At 41.4% G+C, this 14,074-nt stretch carries 11 protein-coding genes and 2 riboswitches; of the genes, 2 read left to right on the top strand and 9 right to left on the bottom strand.

The annotated features are described in order from the left end of the window. Positions 1-19: 19 nt before the first annotated feature. The 9 genes from FIS9605_RS0117140 to ntrB all read right to left on the bottom strand — a co-directional run bounded on the left by FIS9605_RS0117140 (position 20) and on the right by ntrB (position 10,554). Positions 20-421 (bottom strand): hypothetical protein, encoded by a 402-nt coding sequence (locus FIS9605_RS0117140; protein WP_026733701.1) that lies wholly within the window; start codon positions 419-421, stop codon positions 20-22. Further along, a complete protein-coding gene (locus FIS9605_RS0117135) occupies positions 422-919 on the bottom strand; it encodes a Rab family GTPase (RefSeq protein ID WP_026733700.1) in 498 nt (165 codons plus the stop codon). It abuts the gene before it with no gap. A 14-nt stretch (positions 920-933) separates the two neighbouring features. Beyond that, positions 934-2,745, bottom strand: coding sequence for an OmpA family protein (locus FIS9605_RS0117130; RefSeq protein ID WP_026733699.1), 1,812 nt, complete (start codon positions 2,743-2,745; stop codon positions 934-936). Positions 2,746-2,992: 247 nt separating this feature from the next. Continuing rightward, positions 2,993-3,595 carry a hypothetical protein gene (locus FIS9605_RS0117125; protein WP_026733698.1) on the bottom strand — a complete coding sequence of 201 codons (603 nt, stop codon included), beginning with the start codon at positions 3,593-3,595 and terminating at the stop codon, positions 2,993-2,995. A gap of 511 nt (positions 3,596-4,106) precedes the next feature. Next, complete coding sequence (locus FIS9605_RS0117120) at positions 4,107-5,444, bottom strand: SLC13 family permease (protein WP_026733697.1); 1,338 nt, start codon at positions 5,442-5,444, stop codon at positions 4,107-4,109. Positions 5,445-5,787: 343 nt separating this feature from the next. Beyond that, positions 5,788-6,417 (bottom strand): hypothetical protein, encoded by a 630-nt coding sequence (locus FIS9605_RS0117115; RefSeq protein ID WP_026733696.1) that lies wholly within the window; start codon positions 6,415-6,417, stop codon positions 5,788-5,790. 367 nt (positions 6,418-6,784) lie between these two features. Further along, positions 6,785-6,962: riboswitch (cyclic di-AMP (ydaO/yuaA leader) on the bottom strand. 41 nt (positions 6,963-7,003) lie between these two features. After that, the gene (locus tag FIS9605_RS0117110) at positions 7,004-7,846 is read right to left on the bottom strand and encodes an ABC transporter ATP-binding protein (RefSeq protein WP_026733695.1); all 843 of its coding nucleotides are present in this window, start codon (positions 7,844-7,846) and stop codon (positions 7,004-7,006) included. Between the two features lie 188 nt (positions 7,847-8,034). After that, positions 8,035-9,486 carry an ABC transporter substrate-binding protein gene (locus tag FIS9605_RS0117105; protein WP_026733694.1) on the bottom strand — a complete coding sequence of 484 codons (1,452 nt, stop codon included), beginning with the start codon at positions 9,484-9,486 and terminating at the stop codon, positions 8,035-8,037. Positions 9,487-9,705: 219 nt separating this feature from the next. Beyond that, complete coding sequence (ntrB, locus tag FIS9605_RS0117100; RefSeq protein ID WP_026733693.1) at positions 9,706-10,554, bottom strand: nitrate ABC transporter permease; 849 nt, start codon at positions 10,552-10,554, stop codon at positions 9,706-9,708. A 95-nt stretch (positions 10,555-10,649) separates the two neighbouring features. Then, positions 10,650-10,791, bottom strand: a riboswitch (cyclic di-AMP (ydaO/yuaA leader). A 228-nt stretch (positions 10,792-11,019) separates the two neighbouring features. On the opposite strand from ntrB, the gene FIS9605_RS0117095 reads away from it, so the two are divergent. After that, entirely contained in the window at positions 11,020-11,925 is a 906-nt protein-coding gene (locus tag FIS9605_RS0117095) for an amino acid ABC transporter substrate-binding protein (RefSeq protein ID WP_026733692.1), read from the top strand. A 381-nt stretch (positions 11,926-12,306) separates the two neighbouring features. Next, the gene (locus tag FIS9605_RS0117090) at positions 12,307-13,821 is read left to right on the top strand and encodes an AAA family ATPase (RefSeq protein ID WP_026733691.1); all 1,515 of its coding nucleotides are present in this window, start codon (positions 12,307-12,309) and stop codon (positions 13,819-13,821) included. Positions 13,822-14,074 lie beyond the last annotated feature (253 nt).

Below are 14,074 nucleotides of genomic sequence, written 5' to 3'. Positions count from 1 at the left end.
AATTAATAGTGGTTGAAATTTATGGATTTAAAATTCTCGCTAATTTTTCTTGTATCAGGATAGAATTATTTGTTTGTTGTTGAATAAGTGAGAGCTGCATTTCTTCTAAAGTTGCATCTAAAAGTAACACCCAGTCTCCCTCCTCTGAGGGGAACAGATGCACATCTGCACAAATTCCGTATTCGGTTTTTATCCGAGGTAGAAATAAGGGAAAGTCATCCAGAGGTAAAAGACCTTCTAGAAAAAAAACTTGCTGCCCTACATTCTCATCTTTTTGTAGGTTCTGCACTCCGTATGCTGCTAGCTTACCACCCCAAGCCGATAGGCAGCCATCTTTGTTCACTAAAAGATACGCAAGAGAGCGAGTCTCTACCATCAGATTCATCGTATAGTTTATGATGGAGTTGGGAAAATTTGGCATCTATGCCTCCAAAATTTTTTGAGCAAGAGTTTGGAAAATCTCTTCTACACCCAAACCAGTTTTAGCGCTAGTTTTAATTACAGTCCAGCCCCTCTGTAGCACTTCGTTTATTTCAACATCAGCAATTTCCCATTCATCTGTTAAATCCCATTTATTCAGTACAAGAATAAAGGGTACTTTACCAATAGTGTCTTCTACCTTAATTTGTAAATTAAAAGCTTTTTCAAGAGTGTTTTTTCTGGTTCCATCCACTACTAATAAATAACCAGAAGAACCACGCAAGTAGGACATCCGCACTTTCTGGAATTCGTCTTCGCCATATAAATCCCAAAGGATAAGGTTTAAATCTTTACCTTGAATATTTATTGTTTTTTTATCAATTTTGACACCAACTGTCGTTTGATATTTTTCGGAAAAAATACTATAAACAAACCTCCCCACTAAACTAGTTTTACCAGTCGCAAACGCACCTACCATGCAAATCTTTTTTTGCAGCATGAGCAGTTATTCCTTCAGTTACGGGCATCAATCAAGAATACCTGAAAAGATACCCTGCGGTTAACTTGTTTATCCTGTTCTGTTAATGCTCTTGGTACAGGTTGATTTGAACCCACTCCTACAGTGGTAAAATTGCTTGTCTTGATGCCTTGGGATTTTAAATAAGCTAAAATTTTCTGGGCGCGGGCTTGGCTGAGTATCATATTGCTTTGTTCTGTTCCAGTTGTATTTGTATGTCCTGTGATTTCAATCCGTACATCTTTACCCAAAGATGTGCTAAGGGTTGAAATTCTCTGGATCGCTGGAACTAGATTTGCTAACTTATTGCTTTCACCTGGTAATAATTCTGTAGTTCCTTCTGAAAACAAGAGCATTTCTTGCTCAATTTGTTTTTTGTAGGACTGCAATTGCTGTTGTTCTAATTCAACTACATCTTTATCAACATATCGAGTCACACCAGGTATAAAACGCCATAATTTTCTTGCTTCTAAAATCCACTGATGCGGTGCGGTTCCACTGGCGTAAAGAATATGGTTTTCATCAACTTTAAAAGATACTGTTTTGGGAGCTTGCAGCAATTGTTTTGCTCTTTTGGCAGTTATTTGCGATTCAAATGATAAATAAGGCTCCCACTGACTGATAACTGTTTTGGGATTAATTTTTGCTTTTTTCATCAACAGATTGGGATCTGTAGCTAGCGGATCGCGCATTCCGGAAATGAAATGTTTTCCGTGTCGCCGTTCGGTTTTAATAACAACTATTCCTGGTTGAGAGTTAAGCGTGTCTAGATATGCACTCCAGCGTAGTTGTCCTCTAATAGCAAAAAATCCCCATGTACCTAAAGCGATCGCGATCGCACCCAACAAACTCCATGCATAAGCATAATTTTTCTTGGGTGGAATATTGTACCTTGCTTGCAAACAGGCTTCTAGATAGGGTTTGCTAGCTATAAATGGCTCTGTTTCACCTGTAAAAGCATTAAGTTCTCTACCCAGTTTCAGATGGATTTTTTCTATAGCTTCTTGAAAAACTAATCTTAATTCTTGGGGAGCATTCCCTCGAATAATACCTGCTAATACCGCTTGCGGCCCTTCTTCAATCCAAATAGTCAGTTCTCCAAACTGCAAACTTTGCAGCGCCTCACCTCTTTCGGTGTTGAAAGAGTCTTTGACAAAATCTTGGATAGCCGTCAACATCGCTGAAACCAAATCGGGATCTTGAGCAGCTACTCGTGGTGCTAGTATGTGTTGCAGCAACAATCCGGTTTTTTTGTGGATCAAGAATATCTGTTCCACTCGGTAAATCAGCGTACGCAGCAGTACAACTTCGGCAAATGTTTTACCTGTCTGTCGCGCTTCTAGTCTCCACTTAAAACTCTGTGGTGACACACTATGTTCCAGCGTTTGATTCAAAGATTGAATCATTTCATCCAAAGCTGTGGCGATCGCTTTACGAGTCGCTGGCCCGATAATAGGAAAAAACGCCTCGGAAAGAACATTTAAATCTTGTTTAACAGAAGATTGAATCGCTTGCTCAACTGTCGGAACCATCGCTTCAGCTAGCTGCTTGTCTTGGATTGTCCGCAAAATCACAGCTTCTGGAAGCAGACGACTGACATCTTCTGCTTGAATTTGAGGGTTTTCTAATCGCTCATATAGCTTGCTAAGTTGAGTAGATTCAACACCCAAAAGCAAACTGCGAAGTTCATTTAGTTCATCACTGGCTTCTATATGATTGTTATTAGCAGAGAAGTCCTGCTGATGCTTTGTGCCATTAGAAACTTCGGGGGGTTTTTGCGTTAATTCATTCCGAGAATATTCACTCATTACCCAAATCCCCGCAATTCACATTTAATTTTTAATTGTGCTGCCCTACCCAATTTCTCTGTATAAATTTATTGTAAAATTCGGCTAAGAGAATATTATCGAACACAGATACACACAGATGGAATAGGTAATAGGTAATGGGTAATGGGAAATAAAACTACCAATTACCAATCATCAATCACCTACATCTGTGTTAATTTGTGTTCATCTGTGGTTGCATTTTCAAAAACTCACTTTTGCAAGAGGTTTATTGTTTGGAGTTAAGTCGTATTGCTAATTCTGTGAACATAGCAGCAAGAGTGGAGCGATCGGTTTTTTCTGTACGTAACTCTTGGGCTTCTCGTTGCAACAGCGCCAATATTTCTTCGTATTTTTGGCGAATGTCATCCTGTAAGCTTTGAGATTGATTGAGAATCTGTTCGCGTAACTCTCGCCCTTTTATAGACGTTTGTTCATCAATCTGAGTAAGTTTTTTTTCTAAAGAAATGTTTATATTTTTTTGATCTTCACTCAGTGCTTTGACTGCTTCATCTCGTTTTGATTGTTCACTTTTGATTTGCTCAGTTAAAGCTTCCACCTCATTTTTGATGTAGTTTTCCAGATAATCTAAACGTTTTTTAGTCTCATCGCGTAAATTAGTACATTCTTTCACCAGCCGCTCTTCTATACGGGTAAATTTTTTTTCCAATTCCCGCATCTGGCCACCGAAAAGAATATCTCTGACTTTCTCTAAGCTACTAATTTCGCTAAAATTATTACTAAATGCGGGCTTATTTGTGCTTTGAACTAAACTCCCTGGCATGGAGTCTGTAAAATTATGATTGAAATCTTCTCCTTCTAGCGAACTCATATTTCCAGCCCTTTGTCAGGTTTAGATTTGTTATACTTAGAGTTTTTTATCACATTTCGGCGATATATTGCTATTGCCGTAAATCTTAAATTAAAGTATCACTTTCTAGCGTAACATCCAAGCATCAAGCAATAAATAGTATCCCGAAAAAATAGAAATATATATTAACGTTGGTTGAACTGTAGTTATAGCAGGGTTTTACAGCCCTAGCCCTTTCAAGGTGAGTAAAAATCCTCCAAAAATTTCCCGAATTTTGAACTTTTCACCTTTGTGTCTTAGTGCCTTGGTGGTTCAAAAGTCAATTTTTTCACCACAAAGACACTAAGACACCAAGAAAAATACATTACACCTTGAAAGGGCTAGTTTTACAGCCCCTAATGTTTTTGCTTTTAATCTGAACAAAAATAATCCCCCACTGCATAGAAACAGCAAGGAAGTGGGGAAAATAATATATTTCTTCTGTTTCCTGGCTTCTTGCTTCTGCCAGCCGATCCGCTGTATTACTGCCTTCCTAAAGCAAAAAGCGGATCAAAACATATAATGATGCAGTCAATAGTTGCAGCAGCATCACTGGTATGCCGTAGTGCAGAAAAGTTTTGAAGGAAATGCGACGTCCGTGTTGCTCAGAAATTCCTGCCGCTACGATGTTAGATGATGCTCCTACCAAGGTGCCATTGCCTCCCAAAGTAGCACCAAACATCATCGCGTAAAACAGTGGTAAGACTTCTGGGGGAAACTGTCCTTGAAAGTCTGGTGTGAGAACTTCTGCTGGTGCTAAGCCAACGTTGACAAGATACTGTTTGAGTAAAGGCACCATCGCCACTACCAAGGGAATATTGGGAACTACGCTAGACAATAACCCTACAAAAAATAGTAGAACCAGGGAACCCAAAATAATATTTGTTCCCAAAATTGCCGACAATATGCCTGAGACACTGCTAATTACACCTGTTTTTTCTAGACCTCCAATTAACACGAATATACTCATAAAAAATATTAGTGTACTCCAATCTACATCGCGCAAAATATTGTGAACAGTGTCAATTTTGCTCTGATGTGATAGAAGCATTGCTAAAGCTGCTCCTAATAAAGCCACAGCAGCTGGTGACATCGGAGTTGGTAGAGATTCTCCGATCACAAAAAACAGCAGCACGAAAGCTACTATAAATGCACCCACAGTTAAAACACCTGGATGATTGATTTGTGGATGTGGTAAATGTTCTAAATCGTCTAGTTTTGTCTTCCAAATTTTGCGGAATAAAAATGGTAGAGTTACCATCACGGTAAGAACTGCGATCGCTCCACCTAAACTTAAGCGCCATAGATAATCTGTAAAGCTCAAATTGATGGCATCACCAACAATAAACGTTGCTGGGTCGCCAACTATTGTTAATAATCCGGCACTATTAGCAATGAATACCATCAAAATTAATAATGGAACAAAATTAATGCCTACTTCTTCCGCTATTGGTGGAATTAAAGGGGCTAACAACATTACTGTTGTCGCATTGGGTAAAACTGCACAAATGGGAGTAGTAATCGCCACAATCCCTAGTAAAAGACGTTTTCCTTCTCCTTTAGCTAACAGAACTATCTGAGTAGCTAGATATTCAAATATCTTTGTCGGTTCAAATGCTCGCACCAGTACCATGACACCAAAGAATAAACCGAGTGTGCCATGACTATTGCCTATGTAGCCAATCGCATCTTCTAAAGTCATGACGTTGGTAAATACCAATAACAAGGCTCCTAACAAAGCAGCAATTGTTAGATGAACCCACTCTGTCATGATTAAGAAAATGACACAGATAAATGTGAAAATACTCAGAATAGCTTGCCAGTTTTCCATAAGATTTTACCTAAATTAAATTAAAATTATACTCATCAAAAATTATTTATGAAACATTATATCTTTGTTGATGTTTGTTCTTTAAATCAATTATCAACTATTAACCATCAACAACTACAATGAATATCCTTACAACTCAAATAGGATGAATATATTCGGATAGTAAACTAAAAAAGCCATCTATACTAGATAGCTTTTTTTGTAGCATGATTATGACTAGTGATTCACCCTAATTTAAACCCATGAGCGAAAAATTTTAGACCTTATTCGCACAATTCAAAAGCTTACAATGAGTTTTGGAGATAGCACAAACTAACTTTGAAGAAAAGCAGCTATCTTAATATCATTGTCCATCAATAGAAGTGGGTATACCCAGCACAGCACAAGGGAAATTAGAACCAAGTTTTTTGACAATTGGATGTTTAGCTGAGTTGCAGCCTAATAACAGTAAAGTAGCAGCTTCTGATATCACAACTTTTTTCAGTTCGTCAGCAATGCAACCAAATCGCAGATGCGCTTTGAAAGAACTCTGCCATTCCTCAGCCAAACAACGTGCTTGCCATAAAATATGCTCAGCTTTTGCGAACTTATTGGTTGGAGTTAAAACGGGGGTACAGCTTCTTTGTGATGTAGAATTCGCAGAAATGTCTAATGGAATCTGATCGGTTAATCCACTACTAACGACTTCTTTTTTTGGCAATACATCAAAAAAATCACCAGTTTGATAGTCTTCTAACACGTATACGGCTTGAACTGTAACGTTTGCTTTTGTAGCTAGACGTGTTTGGTGGGCTATCAATAAACTGATATCCAAGGCTGTGTGACTATTAGGAGAACTGTTATAGCCAACAATCAAATTGATTGATTTAGCAGATTCAGCTTGCTCGCAAAAAGATGTTATTGGGTTCCAGAGCAATACCATTTGCTCAATTAGGTCATTTCTACTCATTGCGTTTTGCAAACGCACTAACATTGGCTTAATGTTCACAGCTTTCACTTCTCTCCCAGAAAATAAACAACGAAGAAGAAGCGGGTTAACCAATTTTAGATTTTGTCATTTGTCATTATGTCATTTGTGAGCCAGCGCGCACTTATAGGGGGTTCTGTTCTCCCCCAATCCCCACTCCCTGTCGGTCGTGGGGGCCCCGAGTCCCCCATGTAGACGCCCACAGGGCGGCTTCGGTGCAGGGTGCGACGGCGTAGACGCGCGCAGCGCGGCTCAAGGTAGAGTACCCGTAAGGGTCATCTGTACACAATTGTTGGGCAATGACTAATGACTAATGATTCAGATTGGTAAAAGAAACCCCTATACAAACTGCTATTACAGCCAAAGTTTTCGGGGTTCCTTCCATTGCCGACGAAGTTAGCTGACGGGCTAAGACTGGAAGGTGTCTCTCTCCAGAAGAAAGAATGAGGAAAGTTGAGGAATTTCTTCACTCTTGACTCTTCACTGTTTTCGCAAGATTAGCCCCAAATATTGGTTCCTCCGCTCCAAATCAGATTTGTTGGATTTGAATTAGGCTACCCACTTACAAAACGATTGTAGACGATAGAGCCATTTACTCATCCTGAGTAAAATATTTATCCAAAAAATTCAAAGCGTAATTACGGAGTTCGTAATACTCTTTTGAGTTTCGCATTTGGGCGCGATCGCGTGGATGAGAAAACGGCACTTCTAATATCTCCCCAATTTTAGCAGCTGGGCCATTAGTCATCAATACAATGCGATCAGACATATAAAGAGCTTCATCGACATCATGGGTAATCATCATAACTGCTTGTCGATGGTTTTCCCAAATATCCAATACTTGCCGCTGCAATTTACCGCGAGTTAATGCATCTAGCGCTCCAAAAGGTTCATCCATCAATAACATTTTTGGGCGAATTGCTAATGCTCTGGCAATACCCACCCGCTGTTTCATACCGCCCGAAAGTTCATCAGGATATTTATCAGCTGCTGCTGTTAAATTCACCATTGCTAAGTGTTCGTTAACAATGCTAATTTTTTCTGCACGAGTGGCATTTTTTAACACTTCATCCACAGCTAAGCGAATATTTTCCTTCACTGTTAACCAAGGTAAAAGCGAATAGTGCTGAAATACCATCATGCGTTCTGCACCTGGCTTGCGAATTTCTTTACCATCAAGTCGTACTGAGCCAGAAGTTGCTTTTTCTAAGCCTGCTACAATCTTCAACAGCGTAGATTTACCACAACCAGAGTGACCAATTACAGAAATATATTCATCTTCGCCCACCGTAAGATTCACATCATCTAAAACGACAAATTTGTCACCGTTATTGTTGCTTGGATAAGCCTTGACTAAATTCTCAATTTCCAAAAAAGGAGTATTGCGGAAGGTTCGCTCGTTAGGATTCATGGAGGATAAGGTAGATTTAGTCATGAGAAGCTCAGGGTTAGAAGAATTTTTAACAATCTGCGGTAGATAAGAGTCAAAAGAATGTTTAGAAAACTCTGAAACTCAACCGAAAATTTTTATTTTGTAGGTATCACCATTCAGGTATTTGTTACTATTTCAAAAAGCAAAGTGTTGTAACAAATTGCTACGCGGCTGGTTGCGATCGCAGCTAATTAAGACATGTAAAAACGAGTGGGAGCGTTGGCTCTAATTTCAAAACTGTTGAGATACCCTATTGGATCGCTGGGGTCAAAACCTTTATTGTCAATAAATACTTCTGGTGGTTCGACTTTGTAATCATCCTTTGGGGACTCAATACCCATTTCTGCGGCAATTTCTCGATAAAGGTCTGTTCTCCAACCTTGTTCGGCTAATTTTTCCGCATTTTTAGGAAATTCCTTAATTTGTCCCCAACGCGCAGCTTGTGTCATCAACCAAATGCTTCCAGATCTCCACATGAATGTAGAGTGTTGATTTGGTTGTTTGGAAATGTTATCTGGAATGTCGAAAAAAACAGTTGTATCAGCAGCTTTTACAGTCCGGTTTTTACCATCAAAGCCACCATAGTTGTAATTGCCGAGAATTGCCGGGCCTGTAAACTTGGTGATTGGCGCACCCGGCTTTTTGGGTTTTGCACCCGTAAATGAGCGATCTGTAATTATTTCGGCAACTTCTTGACGGTTTTCAGGTTTGCTGCAATATTGGCAAGCTTCAATCATCGCCTTCACAAGGGAACGATAGGTTTTTGGGTAGTTGTCGATGAAAGATTGCATCACCCCCAGTAGTCGATCTGGGTGTCCTAGCCAGACTTCTTTACCTTGAGCAAAAGTAAAACCGATGCCTTCGTTGCCAGTAATTGCCCGTGTGTTCCAAGGTTCTGCCACCATGTAGGCTTGCATCGCCCCAATCCGGACGTTTGTCACCATCTGCGGTGGAGGAATGATGATGACGCGAAATTCCTTGAAAGGATCGACACCAGCAGCAGCAGATAAGTAACGGATAAAGTATTCGTAAATGGCAGAACTCAGCACCACCGCCCAGACTTTGCGTTCTGGTGGCTGCTTGGCAAAGTAGTTTCTAAAATCACGACCAAAGGCTTCCAAAGCGCGATCGCCATACTTTTGTTTGTACTCGTACCAGGGACGCAGCCCAAAATCCCACATGGCTTTGTTCATTGTCATGGCGTTACCGTGGCGATGAATAGTCATAGCCGCACACAAGGGGGCGTGACGCGCGCCTTCTGCGCCAATTCTGGCGTTGGTAACTGCACCAGATACCACAGGTGAGGCATCAAGGCGACCAAAAATAAGACCGTCGCGCGAAGTTGCCCAGCTGGCTTCACGGTTAAGTTTGACGTTCAAACCGTATTTGCGGAAAAAACCTTTTTTCCAGGCGATCGCAAATGGTGCACAGTCATTAACGGGAACATAACCAACAGTGATATTCGGTTTTTCCAAGTCTTGGGATCTGACTACTGGTTCAACAGCCAAAGCTTCTTCAGTTAATCCTTTAGCACCAGTATTCCCAGTAATAGCACAGGAAGACAGCGCCATTCCTGTTGCCGTTACTCCCATTCCCTTGATAAAGTCTCGTCGAGTCCAATAATTGCGATCGGTATCACTCATGGCTTTGGTTATCGATTGTTCACAAATAGCCTCTTAAACAAAGGCGCACTCGTTGCAAAGCTAAAGTGCGTCTTATTACAACATTGGATCAGTTCAAGCACAAAATTTTTGTACCAAGACTCTGCGCCCCTCTGCGTTTTCCTTTGCGAGCCTCTGCGTTTCAAATCGCTACTCTTTCACGCAAAGCTGTACTTAACATCTCGGTATGACCAAATTTTGTTAGTTAGAAGTTCTAGGACGATGAGTTACTAATTCTTCAACTTTGCCCACAGCAAAATCAAGCAGTAAACCAGTTAAGCCAATCACCAGTACGGCTAAAAATACCGAACTCAAGTTTAAACGACTCCATTCATCCCAGACAAAAAAGCCGATACCAATACCACCTGTGAGCATTTCCACGGCGACAATTACTAACCAAGCAATCCCTAAACTAATTCGCAAACCTGTAAAAATATAGGGCAAACTTGCAGGCCAAATAATTTTTGTAATCTGTCGCCAGCGGGGCATTTCCAACACTCGTGCCACATCTAAATAATCTTTGGAAACGCTAGAAACTCCTAGGGCGGTGTTAATAATTGTCGGCCACAAGGAGGTGATGAAGATAACAAAAATAGCTGAAGGATCTGCCAAATTGAAGATGGCTAAAGCAATGGGTAGCCAAGCTAGTGGCGATACCGGTTTAAAAATCTGAATGATGGGATTGAGGGCTAGCATTGCAGCTTTTGACATTCCAATCAAAAATCCGACGGGAATAGCCACTACAGCACCGATGAGAAAGCCAAGCAACACTCGTCGCAAACTTGCTAGCAACAACCAACCAATCCCTAAGTTACCTGGCCCCCTTTGATAGAACGGGTTTAAAATGTAGTCCAGATTAGCAGCTAGCGCTTCCGGTGGGGTGGGCATTAATTCATGGTTAACAAGAGCAACAACCCACCACAACAGGATAATTCCCAAGAAACCAAGGATAGGCAGTAAGACAACATCCCTGACAAGTACAGGTTTTGTCTTTTTCCAGGCTACCTGCCCAGCTACTGCAACGATCGCAGCCAAATTTAGTTGTGCCATTGCAACCCCAATTCAGTTAAGCTCAGGTACAAAAATCCGAGCAGTACCAGCCAAGGACACTGATGAGGTTTTCACATTACAAACATGCTGCCTCTTCAGTCTCCTCTCAAAGCCTACGAAGTTAGCTGACGGGCTAGGGTTGAGAGATACCCTTCTCAAAAGAGATACGCCCCAAAATATGGTTCCTCCGCTCCAGCGTTAATAATTACGATTCGCCAGATTAGGCTGACTTACTCTACTTAATAGAATAAAGTAACATATGATTCTCAAATTTGTATATCTATCTCAAGATAAATATGGTTCTTTATAGTTCTTTCGCTAGACTTACAAAACTTAATTTTCAGGGTAAGAGTTATGAACTAAAAAATCGTAATCTGTCTGAAACAGAGAAAAAAGTGAGCTTTACTACTTTTTGACATCCTTGTAAAATAAGCCGACCGAAAATGGTATTCGGAAGGTTGAAATATGTATCAAAAATTGGCGATCGCTACTGTGAGTGTTTTGTTTGCAGCATTGACACCTGTTCTTGCTAAAGCAGAAACTGTCATGGAAAAAGTAGCCCGAACAGGCGTACTAACAGCAGGTACTAGTAAAGATGCGATTCCTTTTGCTTATACCAACAGTCAGGGGCAGTTGGTTGGCTATTCAGTAGATATGCTGAATTTGATTAAAGAACAGTTAGAAAAAGAACTAGGAAAAAAAGTCCAATTAAAATTGGTACAACTAACGCCTGCGGAACGAATCCCAAAAATTCTTAACCAACAAGTCGATATTGTTTGCGATGCTAGCAGCTTTACTTGGGAAAGAGATAAAAAGGTGGATTTCTCGGTTAGCTATGGTGCGACTGGCACCCAGTTGTTAGTAAAGAAGGGGAGTAATTTAGGTTCTCCTCAATCTTTGATTGGTAAGCGCATCGGTGTACTTGGGCAAACCACTAACGAACTAGCACTAAAGCGAGTACAACCCAAAGCTCAACTGGTATATCTCAAGGATAGGGCAGAAGGATACGCGGCTTTGCAACAAGGAAAAATAGATGCTTTCGCATCAGATAGTATCCTTTTAGAGGGATGGTTGGGAACAACGAAAAACCCAGATGCTTTTCAAGTCGTACCCGATCGCCCTTATTCTAGAGAAGGTATTGCCTGCATGGTTCCCGAGAATAATTCTAAATTCCTCGACTCGGTAAACTATACTCTCTACAAGTTTATGCAAGGATTCGTAGAAGGCGATCGACGATATGTCGCTGTCTTTGACCGCTGGTTTGGTTCAAATGGAATTGTCTTTCTTAATAAAGATTTACGCGATTTAGCAGTTGAAACCATGCAATTGGTGATCGAATCTCGCGAAGAGATTCCCAAGAGTCAGCTTTGAGAGTTATTTAGTAATCTTTGTGTCTTTGTGCCTACCCTGCGGGAAGCCCTCCGGGTTCACCAGTCGCTCATGGGGGAAACCCCCAAGACCGCGCTGGTTCACCGCTGCGCGTCTATGTGGTGAAAAAATAATTTTTGAAACACCAAGACACTAAGACACCAAGAGCAGATTTATGCGTTGAAAGGGCTGCGTAAAGGATTTAATGATTGACAAAGTTTACAAGAGGTGCATGTATCCCTATTCAGGCGATCGCTAATCATCAGAAGTTTTGAAGAAGGATAATACAAATGTTGTCTTATTTTGGATGTAGACAGGCTTCGTTGGTGTAGCCGCAAGAATCAAATAAAAGACCACATAACAAACACTCATCAACATCTACTTATGACCTTCCGTGATGAATTCAAACTCCTGCTGCGCGCCCGCTATCCTTTAATTTATATTCCCACTTATGAAGAAGAACGGGTAGAAGCATTAATCAAGGAAGAAGCTACTAATCAGGGTAATCGCCCAGTATATACTTGGGATTTTGTGGATGGCTACCAGGGAAACCCCAACGATCAGGGATTTGGGCGGCGTAACCCCCTGCAAGCATTAGAATTTTTGGAAAAAATTCCCGCAAATGCACCAGGGGTGTTTGTGCTGCGTGACTATCACCGCTTTTTAGAGGATGTGGCAATTGCTCGTAAACTCCGCAATTTAGCCAGACTTCTGAAGTCCCAACCAAAAAATATCGTTCTGCTGTCGCCTAGAGTTGCTATTCCTGACGATTTAACAGAAGTTTTGACGGTTGTGGAGTTTCCTTTACCCTCTGCTACAGAAATTCGAGCAGAAGTAGAACGTTTGTTGCTAGCTACTGGGCACTCTCCCTCGGGTAAGTTTTTAGATGACTTGGTGCGCTCTTGTCAAGGGTTAAGTATGGATCGCATTCGTCGAGTTTTGGCAAGAGCGATCGCCACCCACGGTGAACTACTAAGCGAAGATGTGGAACTGGTATTGGAAGAAAAGCGCCAAACTATCCGCCAAACCCAGATTCTTGATTTTATCCCCGCCACTGAGCAGATTTCTGATATCGGAGGACTAGATAACCTGAAAGACTGGTTGCTTCGTCGGGGAGGCGCATTTACTGAACGAGCTCGACAGTATGGTTTACCTCACCCGCGCGGTTTGCTGTTGGTGGGTATTCAAGGAACTGGAAAATCATTAACCGCAAAAGCGATCGCTCACCACTGGCATCTACCCCTACTCCGCCTAGATGTAGGACGATTGTTTGCCGGGTTGGTGGGTGAATCGGAATCCCGCACGCGGCAAATGATTCAAGTAGCCGAAGCCCTCGCTCCTTGTGTATTGTGGATAGACGAAATAGATAAGGCTTTTTCTGGACTTGGTAGCAAAGGAGATGCGGGAACAACTAGCCGCGTGTTTGGTACATTTATTACCTGGCTATCCGAAAAAAACTCACCCGTGTTTGTCGTCGCTACTGCCAACGATATCCAAGCCTTACCCCCAGAAATGCTGCGGAAGGGGCGATTTGATGAAATTTTCTTCGTCGGTTTACCCACCCAGGAAGAACGAAAAGCAATTTTCAACGTGCATTTGTCGCGCCTGCGTGCCCATAACATCAAAAGTTACGACATCGACAGGTTAGCATACGAAACACCCGATTTTTCTGGGGCGGAAATAGAACAAACTTTAATTGAAGCCATGCACATCGGCTTTAGCCAAAACCGCGACTTTACTACCGACGACATTTTAGAAGCTGCCAGCCAAATTATACCCCTGGCCCGTACTGCCACTGAGCAAATTCAGCAACTGCAAGAATGGGCTGCTGCTGGCAGAGCACGTTTAGCTTCTAAACACAGTCCTTTAAGCGATCGCATACAACGCCAGCTAAAATAGCGAGTTAGTAAGTTGACTAGGTGTGAGTAAACATAAATATCAGGTCAGTTAGTAGTTGTAGAGACGTGCCATGGCACGTCTGTACATTGGTTAGTAGTTAGTAGTTAGTAGGGGCGCTGTTACGTTCGCCCGTACAGTAGTTGGTTTTTAACCACTATCTACTAACCACTAACCACTAACCACTATCCACTAACAGTCACCACGAAAAATACGTTTATTCACACTGAATCTACTAACTCCTAACTTTGCTGCT

It is taken from the genome of Fischerella sp. PCC 9605, assembly GCF_000517105.1.
GTDB lineage: Bacteria > Cyanobacteriota > Cyanobacteriia > Cyanobacteriales > Nostocaceae > PCC9605.
The sequence above is the reverse complement of the archived record's forward strand: the minus strand, read 5'-3'. Positions and strand labels throughout refer to the sequence as shown.

What these genes read in the sequence shown, in the direction of transcription:
- FIS9605_RS0117140 (WP_026733701.1), bottom strand. Translation starts at nt 421, where the DNA reads ATGCCAAATTTTCCCAACTCCATCATAAACTATACGATGAATCTGATG.
- FIS9605_RS0117135 (WP_026733700.1), bottom strand. Translation starts at nt 919, where the DNA reads ATGCTGCAAAAAAAGATTTGCATGGTAGGTGCGTTTGCGACTGGTAAA.
- FIS9605_RS0117130 (WP_026733699.1), bottom strand. Translation starts at nt 2,745, where the DNA reads ATGAGTGAATATTCTCGGAATGAATTAACGCAAAAACCCCCCGAAGTT.
- FIS9605_RS0117125 (WP_026733698.1), bottom strand. Translation starts at nt 3,595, where the DNA reads ATGAGTTCGCTAGAAGGAGAAGATTTCAATCATAATTTTACAGACTCC.
- FIS9605_RS0117120 (WP_026733697.1), bottom strand. Translation starts at nt 5,444, where the DNA reads ATGGAAAACTGGCAAGCTATTCTGAGTATTTTCACATTTATCTGTGTC.
- FIS9605_RS0117115 (WP_026733696.1), bottom strand. Translation starts at nt 6,417, where the DNA reads ATGTTAGTGCGTTTGCAAAACGCAATGAGTAGAAATGACCTAATTGAG.
- FIS9605_RS0117110 (WP_026733695.1), bottom strand. Translation starts at nt 7,846, where the DNA reads ATGACTAAATCTACCTTATCCTCCATGAATCCTAACGAGCGAACCTTC.
- FIS9605_RS0117105 (WP_026733694.1), bottom strand. Translation starts at nt 9,486, where the DNA reads ATGAGTGATACCGATCGCAATTATTGGACTCGACGAGACTTTATCAAG.
- ntrB (WP_026733693.1), bottom strand. Translation starts at nt 10,554, where the DNA reads ATGGCACAACTAAATTTGGCTGCGATCGTTGCAGTAGCTGGGCAGGTA.
- FIS9605_RS0117095 (WP_026733692.1), top strand. Translation starts at nt 11,020, where the DNA reads ATGTATCAAAAATTGGCGATCGCTACTGTGAGTGTTTTGTTTGCAGCA.
- FIS9605_RS0117090 (WP_026733691.1), top strand. Translation starts at nt 12,307, where the DNA reads ATGACCTTCCGTGATGAATTCAAACTCCTGCTGCGCGCCCGCTATCCT.